This is a genomic window from Pontibacter populi (assembly GCF_040278685.1).
Taxonomy (GTDB): Bacteria; Bacteroidota; Bacteroidia; order Cytophagales; family Hymenobacteraceae; genus Pontibacter; species Pontibacter populi.
This window is the reverse complement of record NZ_JBEOKT010000010.1, coordinates 22,022-43,164: the sequence shown is the minus strand read 5'-3', so window position 1 is coordinate 43,164 and position 21,143 is coordinate 22,022. Positions and strand designations below refer to the sequence as shown.

The window sequence follows — 21,143 nt, the reverse complement described above, 5'->3', positions numbered from 1 at the left end:
AATTAGTCTAGAACACAGTTTTTTATAGCTGAAGCGGTATTTTGATAGCTCCAGTCACTCACTTTTGCCTGGGATTGTCTCCCCATATCCTTTAGTTGTTCTTTAGTTAATTGAGCTAATGCTGCAAGGGCTTCTGTAAGGAAATTAAGGTTGCCTGATTTAAATATACGTCCGTTGCTGTCATTCTCTATCAAGTCTTTAGCACCACCAACCTTATCACTGGCAACAATACCTAACCCACATGCCATTGCTTCATTCATACATAACCCCCAAGTCTCTCCCGGCCCTTTTGATGGTAAGACAAGAATGTCCCCTACTCTGTAAAACGCCGGCATTACAGACTGATTCTGGAAAGGAAGAAACTTTATACGTTCACAACCTTGCGCCAATGCCTTCAACTCTGTTTCAAAAGCGCCATTTCCTACCATCACTAACACCGTGTCTTTTGCATTAAGTTTAAGGAAAGCTTCCACTAAAAGCAATGGGTTCTTCTTCCTTTCAAACTTACCTGCAAACAAAAACACTTTTTTGTCAAGAGCTATATTTAACTGCTGTTTAAGCTCTAAAGCTTTCTGGTAATAGGAATCTTGACTAAACCTGTCGTTATCTATGGCATGTGGGGCAAAAACCAGCTTATGCTCCGGCACAGCATGTTTTAAATAATACTGTTTGTTATTTGTTCCTACATAGAGCGCAACATCTATGTGCTTGTATACCCAGCGGAGTACGATCCTTCGGGCAATAGTTTTAATACCGGGTTTTTCATCCAGCAAAGTAGAGTCTCCCCTGAAGAGTAGTTTCACCTTGCCACGAAAATGGCGCAATACTTTTAAATGACTTTGAAAGCTCCAGCCATAAATTAAAATATGTGTCGCGCCAAAATCCTCTATCTCTTTAATTAGGGTTGGGTTAATAATTCCGTTAAAAGCTGAAGTTGTTGGGTTTGATGAAGTGTTCTTGACGAATGTATAATCGTAACCTTTCAGCAAAGGAACATCCCAGGAGATCGTTTTTTTAAAACCGGGATCTACAAATCCCGAAGATTCTTTGCCTAATGTATAAAACACTTTAACAGCAAAGCTACTGTTTTGCGCAAGCAACCTGAAAAGTGGTGCATTATACTGAATCGGATGTGACGTTAAAATCGCTAATTTACGCATAAGATAAGCTGTTCGCCAATGCCTTATCAAGGTTTTCCGCCAGTATTTTGGTTACATTATAAGCCGAATATTGATCAAATGCAGTGTGATCCACTTCTGTAGGATTAAAAGAATTAACGAAAGCTTTATAAACAGCCATTTTCTCAGATAAAGACTTATGAACCGTATCAAGATCTGACTCTCCATCAAATTTCAACACAACGCCAGCCCTTGCCTCTTCAATAACCTTCCCGGCTGAACTGGCACTGTGCAAGACAGCAAAAACAGGTTTCTGCGAAAGAATACCCTGATATACTTTAGACGGTGTATAGTGTGGTTCTGTACTTCCAAGTACAAAGACACCATTTGCTGCATCCAAGTGTGTCAGAACATCCAGGTACGGAATCCGCTTTGGATATTCATAAACTATAGTTTGCCACAAACCATACTTTAAGGCCAAAGGCTTGATTGTATAACTGTTCTCATCATTCGCCCTGCTGCCGGTTCCAATAAAGTGAAATTCCAGAGCTACCATATCTTTATTTTCTTGTAACCATTTAAATATAAATTCTAATGGTTGGTAAGCCTTAGGTAGCATCGCTCCTGCATAAACCAACTGTAGTTTGTCAGCTATAGGCTTAAAAAGATAAGGTATAAGGTTAAGGGATTTAAGCGCCTGATGATCTTCCTTTTCACCGCCATAGGGCATCGCAGCATGCACCGCCTGCTGCTGCAGATGCGGATTACGCTCCAGTACAGGTTTATAGTAGCCTTCGGCCACACCAGTGATCAAACGAACATATTTTATAGCAATAGGTTCCAGTATTCGGGACAGCTTCGTGCTGAACCAGTGCCTTGAAAATACATTCTCACTACCCGCAAACGTATGCACCCAGGGATCTATATAATCTATGCCGTAGGGTATACCTGTTTTAGCATGAGCAGCTCTGCCAAGCAAAGCCCCGTAAAAGGACGGAATGGTGATATACAAAAAATCTGGCTTTTCATCACTAATGAGTTGAATTAGCTTTTTGTACAAGTAATAACCCCCTCTTATTCCGATATCCCCTATGATGCGTACTGGTCCTGTCTGGAAAGCTTCAGCCGTATTCACCTGGAGATCCGGGTCAACAAGCTTGTTTAGGTTCCAGTCCAGTGCTTCTTCGTAATGTTTGTGGTGAACTGTTAGCACTATGGGCTTCCAACCAAAAGCAGGTAAATGTTTGGCAAACAGCCTGGCACGATGTACAGCAGCCAGGTTTGAAGGTGGGAAATGGGGTGATACAATTATTACCTTCTTCATAGCAAAACTGCCGTAGCTTAATTCATAAAATTCAATTAAAACTAGTGTTTTTATTTTTAAATCCTTTAATCTCTAGTTGGAGTTTTAACAGAAATATTATTTAATAAATATAATTAAAACTGATTACTTAAAAGATGTGTATTAACTTCAAAAATTATGATACCAATTCCAAGGACGTTCATCTTCTTTAATCTTCTTCAGCGCAACCATGGAATATCCACTAATTCCACTACCAGAAACCTTATCCGAAAATATTTCCTCACTTATTTTTTTAGGTAAAAGTTTCGCAGCAATTCTCAGAGGACTAATTATAAAATTCATAAAAAACTGACGTTCCTTTGTAACCTCTGAAACTTTGATACCATCCAGAAATTTATAGGAAGGATAATTAAGAAAGTAATTTACTGCTTTCTCAACTCCTGTCATACCTACATCATCAATAACCATTATACCTCCCACACAAAGTAATCTGTTCATATAATACATATCCAATAATGTATGATCAAAAGTATGCCAGCCATCTATGAATGCGAAATCAAACTTTGCTCCTTGCTCTACTAGTTTTGGTAATGCAATTTCCGATCTTTCCTCTAGCAAGGTGAAGTTTTCAAAACCTGCATTTCTAAGTTGTGTAATGCCTATATTATTCCAATCAGTAGTTTGAAAGGGGTCTACAATAGTGTGATGACCGTGGTGCTTAGTAACAGCCCCGCAAATATAAAGCGAGGAAATACCATAAGCACATCCCACCTCAATACTCCTAGAAAGTCCATTAACACTAATAAGGCGTTCTAAAAGCATTCCTTCTTCCCGATCAATATTATCCTTTAATATTACATCATTACCAAGCTCATCCTTAATAATCTTTTCATTATGAATGTTATTAAGAATTTCATCAAGGTTTAGTGTAGATGCTGATCCCATATTTTAAGTAGTTTAGTGCTTTCTTTTTCCCATGAAAGGTTAAGAGCATTGATGTATCTTTGGTTTGAGCTAGACCTAATTTCCTGTTTTAGTTTTATAATACTTTCAATAGCTTGATCCAACTCAATTGGAGATTGACCTACAAGTTGGCCAACCCAAGGAAAGTCACATACAAACTTTGATTGAGCTTGGGTACTAGTTGCTAAAACAAATAAACCAGCCTGAGTATAAGCAAAAATTTTATTTGTTAGACAAATATCTCGATTAATATCTGCTGATTCAAGTTCTAATGCTAATCCGACATCATAATCAGATAACAATTTATGTAATTTTATCTGGCTTAAAGGTTTTACAGCCTGAATGAATTCACTATTAGGCTTAATGTATTTTTGATAAAAAGTCAAATCTAGACTCCCAATCAAAGTAAGTTCTATTTTATCTTTACATTTATGAAGTGCAGGAATTATTAGCTCCAACCCTCGACCAGTAGATATCTTCTGGGAAAACCAAACTAGTTTGATTTTAAAATCTGATTTTGCATTTACAGGTGCAAGAAATTCACTTGAAAGAAAGGAATTATTAATTATCTCTTTTTTACACTGTTCTATCCCAGGAACTAAGTCAATAATTTTTTTACAAATTAAAGGGCTTGAAAAAGACAAATAAGAACAATGTGGTAAAATAGATGTTAATATAAATTTTCTCCTTTTAATTTCATTATAGTTATCTTCAGCAACTACCTCACCAGGATGAAAATCTTCCACATCAAAAGCTAACTTAATATTATGCCTAGTTGTGAAAGTATATGCAGGATACAAAGCTGCTAAATTATGAGCTATAACCATGTCATGCCTTTTCAAATGCTTCAGCTTTTTTAAAAGAATTATTGTTCTTTTAGAATGAGCAATAGCACTTATTAGCAAGTTGTTTTCAAAGCAGTAATATACCTTTCTGGTTATTTTCTCCAGCATAGAACTGATGAGCCATTGAACATACTGTTGCTTTCCTCCAGAAACAAAAAGAAAACTAACTTCTGGATACTTTAATGCGATCTCATCATCAATTTTATCAGACCAACTATTTAATTGAAAACTAACAACTGTGCATTTATAACGATGCCTAGCCAAGTCAATTTCCTTGACTAGCCTCGGATTTGTAGCTAAGCTGTTACTTGTAATAAATAGGATACTCTTCAAATTTATCTAAAACAAAGTCTAATTTTATTAAAAATAAAGATCAAGGTTTGATTAAAATATACAAACGGAAGTATAACCTTCATCTTGTAATGTATTAGGTCCCATCTAATCTCTGATAAAAAGAATAAATCGTCAACCTTAATAGAAGGATTATAAAAGCAGGCCTTTAATTTGTGTGTATTTAGTATTCTTAAATAATTTTTCTTTTTATACTCTGGAAAATTACTTTCGAGAATCATGCTTTTAAATCTTTTTTCAATAATTTGATTCAGCTCCAACCTCCTTTTAAAGCTCATTCCTGAAATAGTACCCTCACTCCAGCGATTGTAAACAGCAAAACACCCTTCTACATATATAAACTTTGCACCAAGTAGAGCTGCCACAGTAAAATACTCGCGATCTTGACCAATTTTAGTGTTGTTGTTCCAGCCTATACCATTAGCTAATTTCACAGCAATGTTCCTACGGACTAAATAATTATTTGGACAAGTCCAATTATCTTTTAAAAGCTCTTCTGTAAAGTCTTCAAAAGGTCCATAGGCTTTAATGGTTTGATTGATCAGCCCCCCCTTTTTATATTCATCAATGCGAAAGTCAGAGTAAGCAATATCTGCTCCTTGGGCCTCTAGTTGAGCAATTTGATTGGAGAATTTATCATTTAAAAGTACATCATCAGAATCTAGCCATTGAATGAATTCACCATATGTTTGTTCAAATCCATAATTACGAGCATAATTCGCCCCTTTATCTGGATTTTGATAAATTTTAATGAGCGAAGGGTACATCTTCTTGTAAGATGCTAAAACCTGCCAACTTTCATCAGTAGAATGATCATCGACGACAATAATTTCTAAAATTGATTTTTGCTGCAGACAACTTTCAATACAAGCAGGAAGCCATATAGCATTATTGAAGTTTGGAATAACCACAGAAACTAATTTAGTGCTCATCTAAATCATATTTTAAGATTAAAATGTATAAATTAATCTGCAGCCTGACATACTGATTGATATTTTAGAAAAGCAAAATCTGCAAAGCTTTCCTTTCTTGACTTTACAATTATGGGGAACATTCCTAAAGTGTTTATCAATGATAAAAACTTTATCATTGCTGATTTAAATCGCATCTTTATTAAATCATAGCCAATATAATAAATATTCTTTTTGATAAGTTTATAGACATTATACATAACCGGCTTATCTATATTCTTAAGCTTTAATATATTAAGGGTAATTTGCCTGCGTTTATCCGTTGAACTATGCGACCAGTTTAACTGTGGTCTGTCGTGTCTTACATTTATATTCGGAGCAATACCAATTTTATAGCCACAATACTTAACGCGTTGCACGTAATCATCATCTTCTCCTGTATGAAAAAAAACAGGATCAAATCCTCCAATTTTTAATATACATTCTTTTGAAATCAACCAAGCAGCTGCATTAACAAAATTAACTTTATAAATATCCTTTATGTTCTTTCTGATAAGATCATACGCTAACTCTTCATTTTGAGAAAAAAGGTAATTATAGAATTTTACATCAACACGATCCCCTTTTCCATTAAGCTGTACAGGTGCAACAATTCCATAGTCTTTATTACGTTCATTAATTTCAATTAACCTTGAAACGCAATTAGGTTGACAATATGCATCTTGATTTAAAAGAAAGAAGAAATTGCAGTCTTCTTTGAGTCCTATTTCAATTCCTAAATTATTAGCCTGCCCAAACCCAACGTTTTTATCTAATGCGATAACAGTAACTTCAGGAAACTTATTCTTAATGATGCTTATTGAATTATCTTTTGAATTATTGTCGACCACGATAATATTGGTAATCGATTTATCTAAAATAAGTGTATTCAAACACTCTTCAATATATTTTTCACCATTATAGCAAACGATTATAGCTGCGGCTCTCAACATAAAGTTTAAGACAATAATATTATGAAACGGTTTTAATTTTTTCTAAAAGAATGTCCTGATCAATTTTCTATAAATAATATTGATTTAGCAAAATGACAGAATTTATCTAATTGGATTGGAACATTATATTCTTTTAAAACTCTATCACGTGCATTATCCCCCATCCTTTTATAAATTTCTTTTTCATTAGCTAAAATGACTATTGCCTTTGCCATTTCATATGTATCTAAGTTTGGAATAATAAATCCAGCGTCATTTTTAATAAAATCACATAATCCTTCAGCTGCGTCAAAGCAGTTTATAGGTATGCCAAATAAAGCACATTCGATAGCCACAATGCCGAATGCTTCCTCCCTAGACATCAAGCAAAAAGTATCAAATAATGCATAGTGTTGCATAGGGTTAATTCTTTCACCAATAAAAAACACCCTTTCTTTAAGGTTAGTGATTATCAATTCATTTTCTATCAATTTTATAAGATTGGTATCTATAAATTTACCTACCCAAACAAAATAGAAATCTCTTTCTTTATCCAAATGATTGACATTTTGTGCTAATCTTATGAAAAGGTCCCAACCTTTCCTCCACTGAACAGTTCCTGAAGTCCCAACGATAAAAGCATTATCCGGTATTCCTAAAGATAATTTTAAAGAAGCTTTATCTATATTTTCGGGGAGATTATGTATAGGGGTACAGTTTAGCCGTAATATCTTATCTGTGTTTATACCAAGATTATATTCAAGATAAGCTGTTACTGATTTGGAAGTACTAACAAATGCTTTACTATATTTCTTTACAAGTTGTAGATTTTGTTTACCATAGTAATTAATAGAACCTTCCAATTCATGAACATGAGTTATAATTTTGATATTCAAATCAGCCAAAAACGCTATTATATTACCATTTGTTGCTGTATTAGAATATATTAAATCCAGTTTTAAAGAACGAATTCTATTCTTTAACAAACGATGCCTAGTTTTTCTAAAGAAAGAAAATTTTTGTAATCTATTTGCAATTTTTGTAAATAGATTATCTGAGGTTTGAGTGTTATAAAAAAATGTTGTACCAACCTTTGAAAATTCAGTACTTAGAGGCCCATCACTTTTCAATAAAAAGTATAATTGCCAATCTGTTTCTACTTTTAAATGCTTACAGAGATGTAATAAATACAATGGAGCACCTGTTATAGATGCCTCATGTGAAATAAAGAGAATTTTCATATCTTACTTCTTAGATTAAAAAAATCAGTATTATGAAGTAATTTACTTATGTTTATAGATGAATTTAAATAAAACTTCCACCGCTCTTTAAAGCTCATGTCCATAGGATTCTTAAGTAACTTCATGAACATGTTCCTTCTAAGTTTATTTAATACTATTTGTCTTTGCTCATTACTAAGAGGTGATTTTAACACTTTTTTTTCTGCTATAATAAGGTAATCTAAAAGAAACAAATTTAAGTGGTTTTGTTCTTGCTCATCATGATTACGATACCATACTAAACCTTGTGGTATGATTACTACAGAATAATGTAATGATAGTTTATGCCACATCTCATAATCTCCAACCATTCTCTTATTGATAAACCCTCCTACTAATTCAAAAGCCTTCCTATTTATAATGGCGCATAATGGTGAACGATTAAAAACCCCAATATTTCTAAAATATTGATATGTGTAAGCTTCAACAGGCGTTAATTCATAAGGGAAATTCTTATCAGGATTTTTCTCGGCAGGGCAAATACCATATCCTGCTTCTGGGAACTCCTCCATCATTTTAACCATTATTTCAATACAGTCTGTATTGATCTTATCATCAGCATCTACATACTTTAAGTATTTACCCACAGCATAAGAAGCAGCTTTATTTCTATTAGGGTAATCCCCTAAATTTATTTCATTTATATAAATTATGATTCTGGGGTCTACCTTTGCATACTTTTCTGCAACTACAACTGTATTATCTTTTGACTGGTCATCTACAATAATTAATTCGAAATTATCATATGATGAAGCTAATACACTTTCTATTGCTTCTGAAATGTATTTTTCCCTGTTATAAGCTGTCATTAAGACACTAACCAAAGGTTTTTCTGTCATATTTATTTGATCTTCTTCCCCCAAGCCGCTTTAAAACCTATCTTATTGTATTCTTTATAAGAAATACTTTTATTAAAAAATAAGTAAAATGCAAATAATTTAACAGGCTGTTTGTAATAGTACTTAACCATGAATACTTTGTCTAAGAGATAGTGAAAATTATAATTATACAAAATCTTCCTATTTGCTTTACCAATATGTTGCATTGCTATTCCTTTACAAATTTCTTTTGAATCTGAATCAGAGGTTTTGTTATCACCAGTTTTGCAAAATGTACCAAAGACCTTATCTATTTTAAATACTTCAGAGACTTTGAAAGCATTAAGCAAAAACCAGTAATCCATCGCGTAGTGCTCTTCAACCGGGAACTTACCTATTTTCTCCTGAACATTCCTTTTGTAAAAGTATGCTACTGGATTGAATGGGAAACCGTACTTAAAATGTAACAGTATTTTTTTGTACTCATGCGCATACTTCATCAACCTCTTTTCCCCTGTTGATTCTGTTTCATGATATAAGTTGCCGACCAATATTTCACATTCTGGATTCCTTTTGAAATAAGTAACTACAGTATGAAAAACACCTGGTTCAAAGTAATCATCTGCATTTAAGTAAACTAGTATATCGCCAGTACTCATGCTAAATGCTTTATTCATAGCATCTGACTGACCTTCATCTTTTTCTGAAACCCATTTAATATGCTGGTATTTTCTTAAAATTTCAACCGTATTATCTTTAGATCCTCCATCAACGACAACATGTTCTATATTGTCATAATTTTGGTTCAAAACAGATAATATTGCTCGCTCTAGATAAGCTCCGGAGTTAAAGGATGGTGTTAAAATACTGATTTTCATTTGCCATAAATCCCACAAGCTTTGAGTAAGTAATTTTTCAAATGGAACAGGAAAGGTTGTCTATGATAGTAAGCCCAAACCTTTTTTTGATAAAAATCATAGAAATCGAAATCTAACTTTGGTTTAAAAGTTGGGTTTTGTAGTCCAGTATACTGATTACTTGTAAACTTCCTATATTTATTAGTTGACTTTGTATGTGTAGCATCCAAATCAAAACCTAAATTCTCAATTAGATTAATTTCAGGAAAAATAGTTAATTGTCCCCATTTCATCTGAGCGTATGCCCATTGATAATCCCATGTATCTAAATCACCTTTTGCTACATTATTCAATATGTTAATCCAATATTGGAACCACCCCCAATCAAAATTAATATGATATGGCCGTCCCAGCTTTCTAACAATAAAGAAAAGTTTCTCAAGATAAGTTAAGCTTTTCCAATCATTTAAATTATAGTCAACCAAATCAGAAGATCTTCGCCAAGTGGCCCAGCCCCACATATTGAAAATCGGTGAGAAAAAATAATCATCACTGCCTTTGGCACTATAACCGAAATTACACCCACTTATACTGAATACCTTGTCATCATCCTTATAACGGTGTAAAAGGTTTTCACAATATGAAAAAAAAGATGTATCAGGAAGACAATCGTCTTCTAAGATTATACCATACTCTTCATTTTGAAAGAACCATGTTATAGCTTCACTAACATTTATTTTACAACCTGCATTATTGTCACGATACTTAATAACTAAAGAACAATCCCAATCTACTTTGATAAGAGACCTTACCTCCTCACAAAACAGAGCATCTTGATTATTATTTAGCCGCGGTCCATCAGCAGCAACATAAAGTTTGGTAGGTTTTATTTCTCTTATTTTTTCAAAAACCTGTTGAGTCTTTTGTGGCCTATTAAAAACAATAAACAATATTGGTGTCTCAAACATTTATCTCATTTTTAGATAAAGTACTCTTGGCATTTTGTAACAGAAAAACTTTACGTTGACTAACTTATACTTACTAAAGTAGGACTCAAAGTTTTTAAAATTCAATTTATATACTGTACTCCATTGTAAGCTCTTGAAATTCCAATCAAAATAACTTTCATTAAAGCCATTTAAGCTTAACTTGTATTTAACTAAATCTTTATAAAAAATTTCAAGTAACTTTAAACTTTCCTCCTTTATAAGATTTAATTTTTGGCTACGTACTGTGTTATTATGGGTCCTAAAATAATTTAAGTTCTCATCTACAAACACAAAGTTTTTGTTTATCAGCAGCTTAAACCATAAATACCAATCACCACTTACCTTATAATTTTGTGATTCTAATATATATTGGCGCAGTTCACTATTTCTCATCAGAACAGCACTAGCATTAGGAATTACACAATGGTTTATCAAAAAGTTTTCGCAGAAATACTGCCCGTCATATTTACCCGATGCTTTAAGATGTCTTGTATAAACGGAGGACCAGTTTTTTGAGTTTGTTATTACTTGCTGATCTTCACCTATTACAACAGAATTACAGAAACTTAGGATTGCATCTGAATGTAGCTTCATGTAATGCACCATTCTTTCTAGAAAAAATGGATCAGAAAAATCATCACTTTCAGCAATCCAAACATATTCGCCTGTTGCTATATTTATACCTTTCAACCATTGTTTGAAGGTACTCCCACTGTTTACGTCATTTCTTTCTACAATCTTAACTTTTGGATGATTAGCATATTCCATCAAAATATGATAACTTCTATCACTGCTACAATCATCCAGTAGAATAACTTCAATATCCTTATAGGTTTGTTCTAAAATAGAGTCTAATCTCTTTTTTAAGAACTTTTCATGATTATAATTAGGAACAATAACAGAAACCATAAATGGTTGTTATAAAATTTAATTAATTCAAAAGCTATTACCTGTGCCAAAAGGCTGTTCTAGTAGCTTCTAAATAAGCCCTACCCCATTTTCTGCAGGGTTCTAAATGGTTACCCTCTGCCCATTCATTCCAGGCATTAATAAAAATAAAGTTTTCTTCTACACTGTATGGCTTAAAATTCTCAATCTCATGTTGAAGCCATTCTCGATATTTTTCAGGAGTAGAGTTCTTAAATATAAAATAGTTATTCTTTCTTCTTGCGCTGTTATCCCACATCGGTGTTACACCTGGGAAATACTTATAAGGGTTTTTAGGATATTTTTTAAGAAAGTTAACGTAGTCACTATAATCAAGAATACTCCTCACATCATGCAGGATAGCTTTCTTGGTTTCGCTATCAGATAGTTTATAATTTGCATACCAGGTACTTAGTTTATTTCTAAGTAGTTTCATTCTTACCTGGTGTGTGAAACTATGAAACAAACGATTAGATGATGGTTCAAACTCAATAGCTGCATCAAAACCATCCTGCAGATAATGTTCGCCGCTCTCACCAAAGCTTTCCATCCGGCATAGGTAAAGCTCTAAACCTTCTTTTTTTGCTTCGTTGCGCCACCTTTTTATTGTTGCTTTTACATCAGGTATACGTGTAGATCTGTAAATTGCAAAAACTGGCTTGCCATCTACTTTTATGTAGCGAGAATCTTTGAAGGCAGGAATAAGAGATTTTATATGTGCAATATCATCTTCTTCCGAATAGTTTTGCTCTAACAAAATGTGTTTCTCCCCACCATCCCAAACACGAGTCCAATTTTCATTTGCCCAGCATAACATAAAAGGAAAGTCAGGCTTACCAGAAGCCAAAACTTCATTAAATGGCCGCTCCAGCACCCTCTTTCCATTAAACCAATAGTGGTAATAACAAAAACCATAAATTCCGTGCTCCCTTGCTAATTGAGCCTGCTGTTCACGCACTTCAGGTACACGAAGATCATAGAAGCCTAATTCTGAAGGCAAATGAGGTTGATAATGCCCCTTAAATAATGGTTTAGCCTTACTCACATTTGTCCATTCGGTAAAACCTTTACCCCACCAGTCATCATTCTCTGGTATAGGATGAAATTGGGGTAGATATATGGCAATAGGGCGTAAAGTTTTGTTGAGCATGCTTCCCTTGAATTGTTTGATTTAAGAACCCTGCTATAGGTTAAATTTGAATTTGTTTGCTACTGATTTAAGTAATGATACTATTTTGTGGGTACGACTGTTCTTTAAAGATATTAATTGTTTCTCTATTCTTATTTTTTCGCTTTTGCAGTTACTCAAATCCTCAAGTATTTTAAATAAGTAGTCATTATAAATATCTAAATTACGATTAAGTAACTGTTTCCTGGTTTGTGCCATCTTCCCCTCTTTTAATAGTTCGGTAGATCTTGACAAAGATTTTATTCTATAGTAAAAGACTACTTCAGGCAACTTTAGTACTTTCGATTTTTTATTTAATAACCTTAACCATAGATCCCAATCTTCTAAACCGTGAACCATTTCTGTTGAATAGCCACCAATTTTATTGAAATCCTCCCGCTTAAATATTGCTGAGCAGTACATCAGATTATTAAACAACAAATCATAATAGTTATAGTTGGGTAAATTCCATACACCAGATCTTTCACCAAAAAACTCTGCTTCACCATAAACTAAAGATAAGTCTGGGAACTTACGAAATGCTTCTATGGCCTTTTCCAGATAAATAGGCGCTATTTTATCATCACCATCAAGAGGAAGTATATATTGTCCGGAAGCTACTTTAATACCTTCATTTCGCACAGCTGAAACACCTATGCCAGCTGTTTTTATATATTTAAACCTATTGTCTTTCTTTATGTAACTTTTTGCAACTAGCTCTGTTTCGTCCGTAGAACTATCGTTCACAATGATACATTCCCACTGATCATAAGATTGTGAAAATATAGAATCTAAAGCTCCGCGCAAATACTGGCCCTGGTTAAAGCAAGGTACGATAATTGAAACAACAGGCATTATGTAAGCATGAAGTAGTGAAAGAAAATTCCAATCGGGTTTTTATTTAATAAACTTATTAAATAAGGATCTTAATTTATAATTAGCCTTATATAGTTTTGAATTCTTTAAAAGAGCGTTTGACTTCTCAAGCTTTTTGTTTTCCATATTCAGCCTTTCCAGCTCCTTATAATCATCTGTAAATAAAGAAAATTCAGAGTTAAGAAATCTTTCTCTTTCAGTAATTAGAGTCTCAAGATTATTAGGATCTTCAGAAATACCATTCAATGGATAAGTTGAGATAATAACAGGGATATGAATATAAGAACAATTATATTTAAAGATTGCTGTTACTAAGTGTACCCAATCAGCTGTTATAGTGTAGTCTTCTAAATAAATACCAACTTTTTTGAAAAGGTCCTTTTGGTAGAAAATAGCTTGATGACAAATATTACCATTAAATAAGTGGCGAAAGCTTAATTGATCTGGATAATTAATAAACTCTTCACAACCATTGCGTACCACGTTTAAATCACCGTATATAATCTCGTTCTTTAATGAAAAATATTTATTTACATGTTCTAAAACTTGATTATTATAAAAGGTGTCACCAGAATTTAAAAACATTAAATAATCTCCATGTGCCTGTTCAATACCTTTATTCATGGCATTATAAACACCTCTATCTTTTTCACTTACCCAATATGAAATGAAGTCTGAATGCCTATTTATAATATCTATACTACCATCAGTAGATCCACCATCAACAACTATGTACTCAATATTATCATAAGTCTGAGCAAGAACACTTTTAATTGTTTGTTCCAGACCTTCTGTATTATTATAATTAATTGATATTATACTTATCCTCATTTGTAAAGAAATCTATATAATATTTTAGGGACAATTAATTGATGTGAGCATTTCATTATAAAGGTTTAAATACTTTTTGGCATGTCGCTTTTTATTAAACAGAGACATCGCCTCTGCCCTAATTTTCTCACTCTGAAAAAAATACTTATTTTCTATAAAACCCTGAATAGCTTCTGCTAAACTTTCGGGGGTTAAGTCTTTAGCTAATATCCCATTCTCACCAGTTTGAATAACTTCTGCCATACCTCCTACAGGAAAACTAATAATAGGTAAACCACAAGCTAAAGCCTCTAACATAACATTAGGGAAGTTATCTTCTCTGCTTGGCAACACAAAGCAATCTGCAGCATTGTAAATTATATTAATAAGTCTCTCGTCTTTTATTAAACCCAGGTTATAACAAGTGAAATGGCTTAAAACTTGATTATTGAAAGTGCTACCAATTGTTATAAGTGTAAGCTTAAGATTTTTATCTAAAAGGTCTAGTGCTGCAAGTAATAAATCAAAACCTTTTCTCTTATTCAGTAAATTATCTGCTGAAAAGAGAATTTTAATTCCATCCACTGGAATGCCCAATATTTCACAGGCAATTTCCTGTTTTATCGGTTTAAATACTTCAAAATCAATACCATAATAGAAATTGCCATGAATGGGCCTGTCTCTAAAAATTGTTGATCTCTTCGCTGATTCACCTAACCAATTAGACGGAGTAACTACGTGAAGATTAGGTACCATATCAACACTCTCTTTCTTCAGTTTAATAAAATCATTCTCGATATCACTCCATATTACGGAATTGGTTTCCTTATCATTTAGATAATGAAAACCTCCTTGAAAAGGATTCATATCATGAAGCGTCCAGACAATGGGCTTATTAATGTTTGCAAAAAAAGACGGGTAATCTATAAAATCAGCAATCCAATGAAGTTGAATTATATCAGCTTCTTTAACCAGCTTATGGTCATGGACTCTAAGGTCCGTTCTCGGAAAGGTGAAGATTTCATATTCACCTTTTCTACCTATTATACTTCGTTTATTTAATACAGCATTTGGTAATTTTAAACCAAAACGATTAAGAATCTCTTTCTTTAATGACCTTTTATTAGATTTATGAAACTGATACACTTCAGGGACAGAAGTAGTACTTTTATACAAACAAAGAAATTTAGATTTGGTACCTGATTCAAGAAGAGCAATATGTGTTCTTAGTGCAGCAATACCTGCTCCTCCTGAATCAGATGTGGATATATGTAGAACTCTCATTTAAGGAGATTATAAAGATACTTTTTGCCCCTAGCTTTTATGCCTCTCATCTTCCATATAAACTCTGCAGATAGTATTAGAAATAATAATGTTTTTTTATCACGCTTATATCCTGTACCAGCTATAGTCTCTATAAAATCAACTTTTTCAGAAGTTAATTCAGATGGGAATTTAAATAATTTTTGAGCTATGTTTTTGTTTTTAAGAAGTTCAGAATTATCAAAATGCAATTCAAATTTATTGGGGTTTTTATGCTCTATCTTTATATTATAGTCGCAGAAATATTGGCATCCACATAATGAAGAATAAAAAAGATCTGAACCAATATTATTTGCATATGAATATTTAAATTGTCGACATATATCATAAAAACGCAGCAAAAAATATTTGTCAAAAATATGCCCCGCACTTATCACTTTGAAACCATATTGTTCATATAATAGGTGTTTCCCTTGTAAATAATCTTTCCAATAAATACATATAGTGATTGGCTTAAATTCTTCACTAAATTTTAATAAGGAATTAATAAATGATAAAGTGTCAAATTCGGCAGAAATATGATGAGTAGAATGGCTAGGAAATACTATCGTACCTCTCCTTTCACAACTTATATCTAAATCTTTTTTTTTAAGTCGCTGTTCAACTATATCTTTAGCATACAATAATGGGGGGCCAATTGGAAATACAAACTTAAATTTATTTGTTTTTTTGAAACACTTATATCTACTTCTTGAACTAGTAAACGCTGTATTAAAGGGAGCTTTAAGATCTTCTTCCCAAATTTCACTGTGAAGTTTTAAAGAATGTTCATATACTAATTTTAGAGACTTGTATTCACTCAATCCACAATACCTTTTCAAAACATATGCTTGTCCATAAAAATCGTTTACTTCATGTCTTTCAGAAGTTATTAGAGGTCTATCTTTACAAATACTTTCTAAATTTTCCTGATTATATAAATATTGGTATGTCATTTTCTAAGGGAAAGCACATAGTACCTATTTAAACCCATAATTATATATATCTTATTTTTTTAATAGTTTAAAAAAATAAGATATATATAATTAACAAATCTATTTTGTTAAACTTTAAGCTAATAGTATTTAATTCTAATCAATACTTAGTCACATCTAATTAAATTACAGACTCCCACTTTAAGATGGTACTAAGTTGTGATCTTCTAGTATTTCCCCTTTTAGTAGCAGTATCATTTACATAAAATTTAAGTATTTCTCCAGGTGAATCCACATTAAATCCACCAAAATTATAGGAACTTGTAAAATTGATATATACTACATATTCGCCTATAGATAGAGTTCTTCTAGGGATTATTATTCTAAAAATATGTTCCCCTAAGTTCAAATTATCTAATGTATTAGGTAGGATATCGAAGGTATCACTTTCAATCAAAATCGTACCATCACTTTTAGTAATTGTAACGTACCCATACAAGCCTGGAATTCTATTTCGTACACAACATTTTAGAAATAAAAAAATATCACTTTCACATTCATAATCTTGTGCTAAAACCCCACTTTCATTTTGTAAATAAGCCGAAACCAATTGAAAGTCTTTATTAGTCTGTGTTGCAAAGTACACTGGGTTACTCGTATTGTTAAAAGAATCATGTAAATAACGGTTTACAACATCATTAATGTCTCCTAAAAATTTAACACAACCATTTTCAAGCAGAAGCCCCCGATTACAAAGTTCTTTAACCGCACCCATATTATGGCTTACAAACAAAACGGTTCTATTTTCGCCTTTGCTAACATCCTGCATTTTGCCTATCGCTTTCTTTTGAAACTCTGCATCACCTACTGCTAAAACTTCATCAACAATTAATATGTCAGGTTCTAAATGTGCAGCAACAGCAAATGCTAAACGAACATACATGCCTGAACTATAACGCTTAACAGGTGTATCTACATAACGTTCAATGCCTGAAAAATCAACAATTTCATCAAATTTGTGTTTTACCTCCTGTCGAGTCATTCCGAGAATAGCACCATTTAAATAAATGTTATTTCTTCCACTTAATTCAGGATGAAAACCTGTACCTACTTCCAAAAGACTTGCTATCCTACCTTTCATTTTTATAGATCCAGTAGTAGGAGAAGTTGTCCGACTAAGTAATTTCAAAAGTGTAGATTTACCAGCACCATTTTTACCTATTATGCCTAGAACTTCACCTTCTTTAACATTAAAATTTATATCACGCAATGCCCATACGTAATCACTAGATCCTTTTCTTGATCGGTCATTTTCTTCACCTATCTTCAGGTAAGGATCTTCTTTACCACGTACTGTATGCCACCAACGATTTAAGTCATGTGCCAAAGTTCCAGTACCAATAGTACCAAGACGGTACTGCTTTGAGAGACTTTCTACTTGAATAACATTTCCCATATTGCCTCTATGCTCTAAGACTTGCAAATTATTTAAAATGAGTTACTAGAAAATGAAATAACAGTGATTAATAAATTTAAATTAAACTGTGTCCATAAATGACCTCTCTACTTTGTTAAAAGTAATAAGGCCAATGATAAAGATAATAGTTATAAAGCCTAAACTATACAAAAGAGAATATGGCGAAAAAGTGCCTTTTTCAAATAAAGCATACCTGAAAGCTTCTACAATAGGTGTTAATGGATTCCAGGTTATCAACCAACCATAACTTTTATTAATTAAAAAAGATAACGGGTAAACTACGGGAGTTGCATACATCAATAGCTGTGTAGCAAATCCAATTAATACCTTAAAATCTCGATATTTAGTCGTTAAGGAGGAAATGATTATCCCTAATCCTAACCCTAGAGTAGCCAACAGTAAGATTAACACTGGTATCCATAACCAACTCAACCCAAAATGTATATGTTCGCCCTTTGTTAGATAGTAAAGCATTACTGATAACAACAATAGAAATTGTATACCAAACTTTACAACATTAGATAAAACAACTGAAAGCGGTAATACTAATCTGGGGAAGTATACTTTACCAAATATATTTGCATTAGCAGAGAAAGTATTGGATGTAGCCGTTAAGCAACTGGAAAAGTAATTCCAAATTGCAATACCACTCATGTAAAAAAGAATGGGATGAATTCCATCTGTTGGTATATCAGCAATTTTACTATATACAATTAAGAAAACTATAGTTGTAAATAAAGGTTGTATAAAGTGCCATAAAGGTCCTAGTATAGTTTGCTTATAAGCGGCAACAAAATCACGCTTCACAAACAAAAATAACAAATCACGGTACTGCCAGACTTCTTTTAACTGTAAATCAAAAAGACCGGAACTTGGTTTGATGACCAGTGTCCAGTCTTCCTCTTTTTCTTTCATAAAAGAAATGTTAGTTAGTTGTTCATTAAAAAATATACCCCAAAAGGTGCTATAAATTTAGCAATTCCTTTTGAGGTATAAAAAATGCAGATTAAATATTATTTTAACTTAATATCTATTCGTGATAATTCAATACTCGGTGACCGCCTTCCATTAGGTAGGTATCACGCTTGAACAGTTCAAGATCAGATTGCATCATATCATTTACTAATGCTGCCAAATCATATTTTGGTTTCCAGCCAAGTTTCGTATTTGATTTTGAAGGATCACCAATAAGCAATTCCACCTCCGTTGGGCGGAAATAGTTAGGGTCAACGCAAACAACTTCTCTGCCTAAATCCAACTGGTATTCTGGATTATTGCAAGCCGCTATATACCCTTTTTCTTCAACACCTTCTCCTTTAAATTCAACATCAATGCCTACATGAGCAAACGACATTTTTACGAAATCGCGTACAGTAGTTGTTACGCCGGTGGCTATTACAAAATCCTCCGGAGTGTCCTGCTGCAGGATGCGCCACATAGCCTCCACGTAGTCTTTCGCGTGGCCCCAGTCACGCTTAGCATCCAGGTTACCTAAGTATAATTTATCTTGAAGGTTTAATGCAATCCGTGCTGCAGCCCGTGTTATTTTACGAGTAACAAATGTTTCACCACGTAGTGGCGACTCATGGTTAAACAAGATACCATTGCAGGCAAACATGTTGTAAGCTTCTCTATAGTTCACTGTGATCCAGTATGCGTATAATTTGGCTACGGCATAAGGAGAACGTGGGTAGAAAGGCGTAGTTTCTGATTGCGGCACCGCCTGTACTAACCCGTAAAGCTCAGAAGTGGATGCCTGATAAATGCGGGTTTTTTCGGTAAGACCAAGTATACGGATTGCTTCTAAAATACGTAGCGTACCTATTCCGTCGGCATTTGCAGTATATTCCGGAGTATCAAAGCTCACTTTCACATGGCTCATAGCAGCCAGGTTATAGATCTCATCTGGCTGTGTTTCCTGGATGATACGGATGATGTTAGTGGAATCTGTCAGGTCGCCGTAATGCAGCTTAAAATTTATATTTTTTTCGTGAGGGTCCTGGTACAGGTGATCGATACGATCGGTATTGAATAGAGAACTACGACGCTTTACGCCATGCACTTTGTATCCTTTGCTTAAAAGCAGTTCTGCCAAATAAGCACCGTCCTGGCCTGTTACACCGGTTATAAGGGCTGTCTTCATTATAATTAAAATGATTGGTATTGTAAATAGAGATAAGTATATTTCAGATGCTCTATACTTATACCCTATACTTTTGTTACAATTATGTTACACTTTCTTTAAACTAAGAAAGCGCCGGGACTGTGTGTTTCTGTTTAAAATCTTCATAAGCCAGTTTTATTCCTTCGCGCAGTTCCACTTTATGCTTAAATCCTGTGTTATGCAACTTGCTTACATCCATTAACTTACGCGGAGTGCCATCTGGTTTGGTAGAGTCAAAAACCAGTTCTCCTTCAAAACCAGTTACCTCTTTTACCAGCAGGGCCAGTTCTTTGATAGATATGTCTTCGCCGGTGCCAATGTTCACCAATTCGCGCTCGTTATAGTTTTCCATCAGGTACAGGCAGGCATCAGCCAGGTCATCAGCAAACAGGAACTCGCGCATCGGACTACCAGTACCCCATACAACTACTTCATTTGATCCATTTTCCTTAGCTTCATGAAACTTGCGGATAAGCGCCGGTAATACATGCGAGTTGTTCAGGTCGTAATTATCGTTGTAGCCATACAAATTAGTCGGCATCACGCTTATGAAGTTGCAGCTATACTGATCTCGGTAAGCCTCGCATAGTTTGATACCTGCAATCTTGGCAATAGCATAAGGCTCATTTGTTTGTTCCAGCGGACCAGTCAACAGATAATCTTCTCGGAGGGGCTGCGGCGCCAGTTTCGGATAAATGCAAGAGGATCCCAAGAACATCAGTTTGGTAACCTGATGCAGATAAGCCGTATGGATGATGTTGGCTTCTATCATCAGATTGTCATACAGAAATTCTGCGCGAAAGGTATTATTGGCATGTATACCCCCTACTTTTGCTGCAGCCAGGAATACATAATCTGGTCTCTCGTTTGCAAAAAACTCCTGTACTGCCTGTTGGTTACGAAGGTCAAGTTCGGAGGAAGTACGTATAATGATATTATTGTAACCGTTAGCTTTCAAGCGGCGGCAAATGGCTGAGCCAACCATGCCACGATGGCCGGCTACATATATTTTTGCTTCTTTATTCATAGTGAAGGTAAAGTAAATAGAAGTGCACTAAACTCTATTGATTAGATAATT

20 protein-coding genes are annotated in these 21,143 nt (G+C 33.9%); all 20 read right to left on the bottom strand.

Translation table 11 applies throughout. The features are described from left to right. Window positions 1–2: 2 nt before the first annotated feature. The 20 genes from ABS362_RS12235 to fcl all read right to left on the bottom strand — a co-directional run bounded on the left by ABS362_RS12235 (window position 3) and on the right by fcl (window position 21,092). Window positions 3–1,160, bottom strand: a complete 1,158-nt coding sequence (locus ABS362_RS12235; protein WP_350412768.1) for a glycosyltransferase family 4 protein — start codon at window positions 1,158–1,160, stop codon at window positions 3–5. Beyond that, complete coding sequence (locus ABS362_RS12230) at window positions 1,153–2,442, bottom strand: glycosyltransferase family protein (RefSeq protein WP_350412767.1); 1,290 nt, start codon at window positions 2,440–2,442, stop codon at window positions 1,153–1,155. Before ABS362_RS12230 ends, ABS362_RS12235 begins: the two co-directional genes overlap by 8 nt. A 147-nt stretch (window positions 2,443–2,589) precedes the next feature. After that, window positions 2,590–3,366: a class I SAM-dependent methyltransferase gene (locus ABS362_RS12225; RefSeq protein ID WP_350412766.1), complete on the bottom strand. Its 777-nt coding sequence runs from the start codon at window positions 3,364–3,366 to the stop codon at window positions 2,590–2,592. Then, complete coding sequence (locus ABS362_RS12220) at window positions 3,345–4,562, bottom strand: glycosyltransferase family protein (RefSeq protein ID WP_350412765.1); 1,218 nt, start codon at window positions 4,560–4,562, stop codon at window positions 3,345–3,347. Before ABS362_RS12220 ends, ABS362_RS12225 begins: the two co-directional genes overlap by 22 nt. Window positions 4,563–4,564: 2 nt before the next feature. Further along, a complete protein-coding gene (locus ABS362_RS12215) occupies window positions 4,565–5,512 on the bottom strand; it encodes a glycosyltransferase family 2 protein (protein ID WP_350412764.1) in 948 nt (315 codons plus the stop codon). Between the two features lie 32 nt (window positions 5,513–5,544). Further along, window positions 5,545–6,483, bottom strand: coding sequence for a glycosyltransferase family 2 protein (locus ABS362_RS12210; protein WP_350412763.1), 939 nt, complete (start codon window positions 6,481–6,483; stop codon window positions 5,545–5,547). A gap of 59 nt (window positions 6,484–6,542) precedes the next feature. Continuing rightward, on the bottom strand, window positions 6,543–7,703 hold the full coding sequence (locus tag ABS362_RS12205; protein WP_350412762.1) for a glycosyltransferase family 4 protein: 1,161 nt from the start codon (window positions 7,701–7,703) through the stop codon (window positions 6,543–6,545). Next, the gene (locus tag ABS362_RS12200) at window positions 7,700–8,605 is read right to left on the bottom strand and encodes a glycosyltransferase family 2 protein (RefSeq protein ID WP_350412761.1); all 906 of its coding nucleotides are present in this window, start codon (window positions 8,603–8,605) and stop codon (window positions 7,700–7,702) included. Before ABS362_RS12200 ends, ABS362_RS12205 begins: the two co-directional genes overlap by 4 nt. Then, window positions 8,584–9,438, bottom strand: a complete 855-nt coding sequence (locus ABS362_RS12195; protein WP_350412760.1) for a glycosyltransferase family 2 protein — start codon at window positions 9,436–9,438, stop codon at window positions 8,584–8,586. Before ABS362_RS12195 ends, ABS362_RS12200 begins: the two co-directional genes overlap by 22 nt. Then, window positions 9,435–10,385 carry a nucleotide-diphospho-sugar transferase gene (locus tag ABS362_RS12190; RefSeq protein WP_350412759.1) on the bottom strand — a complete coding sequence of 317 codons (951 nt, stop codon included), beginning with the start codon at window positions 10,383–10,385 and terminating at the stop codon, window positions 9,435–9,437. The genes ABS362_RS12195 and ABS362_RS12190 overlap by 4 nt, the downstream gene beginning before the upstream one ends. Then, window positions 10,386–11,315 carry a glycosyltransferase family 2 protein gene (locus ABS362_RS12185; protein WP_350412758.1) on the bottom strand — a complete coding sequence of 310 codons (930 nt, stop codon included), beginning with the start codon at window positions 11,313–11,315 and terminating at the stop codon, window positions 10,386–10,388. A gap of 37 nt (window positions 11,316–11,352) precedes the next feature. Next, entirely contained in the window at window positions 11,353–12,483 is a 1,131-nt protein-coding gene (locus ABS362_RS12180) for a glycoside hydrolase family 99-like domain-containing protein (RefSeq protein WP_350412757.1), read from the bottom strand. Between the two features lie 33 nt (window positions 12,484–12,516). Beyond that, entirely contained in the window at window positions 12,517–13,356 is an 840-nt protein-coding gene (locus ABS362_RS12175; protein ID WP_350412756.1) for a glycosyltransferase family 2 protein, read from the bottom strand. 42 nt (window positions 13,357–13,398) lie between these two features. Further along, on the bottom strand, window positions 13,399–14,208 hold the full coding sequence (locus tag ABS362_RS12170; protein ID WP_350412755.1) for a glycosyltransferase family 2 protein: 810 nt from the start codon (window positions 14,206–14,208) through the stop codon (window positions 13,399–13,401). A gap of 24 nt (window positions 14,209–14,232) precedes the next feature. Beyond that, complete coding sequence (locus ABS362_RS12165) at window positions 14,233–15,471, bottom strand: glycosyltransferase (RefSeq protein WP_350412754.1); 1,239 nt, start codon at window positions 15,469–15,471, stop codon at window positions 14,233–14,235. After that, window positions 15,468–16,445 carry a hypothetical protein gene (locus ABS362_RS12160; protein ID WP_350412753.1) on the bottom strand — a complete coding sequence of 326 codons (978 nt, stop codon included), beginning with the start codon at window positions 16,443–16,445 and terminating at the stop codon, window positions 15,468–15,470. The genes ABS362_RS12165 and ABS362_RS12160 overlap by 4 nt, the downstream gene beginning before the upstream one ends. A gap of 160 nt (window positions 16,446–16,605) precedes the next feature. Next, a complete protein-coding gene (locus tag ABS362_RS12155; RefSeq protein WP_350412752.1) occupies window positions 16,606–17,880 on the bottom strand; it encodes an ABC transporter ATP-binding protein in 1,275 nt (424 codons plus the stop codon). 81 nt (window positions 17,881–17,961) lie between these two features. Further along, window positions 17,962–18,816, bottom strand: a complete 855-nt coding sequence (locus tag ABS362_RS12150; RefSeq protein WP_350412751.1) for an ABC transporter permease — start codon at window positions 18,814–18,816, stop codon at window positions 17,962–17,964. A gap of 115 nt (window positions 18,817–18,931) precedes the next feature. Next, window positions 18,932–20,044, bottom strand: coding sequence for a GDP-mannose 4,6-dehydratase (gmd, locus tag ABS362_RS12145; protein WP_350412750.1), 1,113 nt, complete (start codon window positions 20,042–20,044; stop codon window positions 18,932–18,934). A 103-nt stretch (window positions 20,045–20,147) separates the two neighbouring features. After that, window positions 20,148–21,092: a GDP-L-fucose synthase gene (fcl, locus tag ABS362_RS12140; protein ID WP_350412749.1), complete on the bottom strand. Its 945-nt coding sequence runs from the start codon at window positions 21,090–21,092 to the stop codon at window positions 20,148–20,150. Window positions 21,093–21,143: the final 51 nt, after the last annotated feature.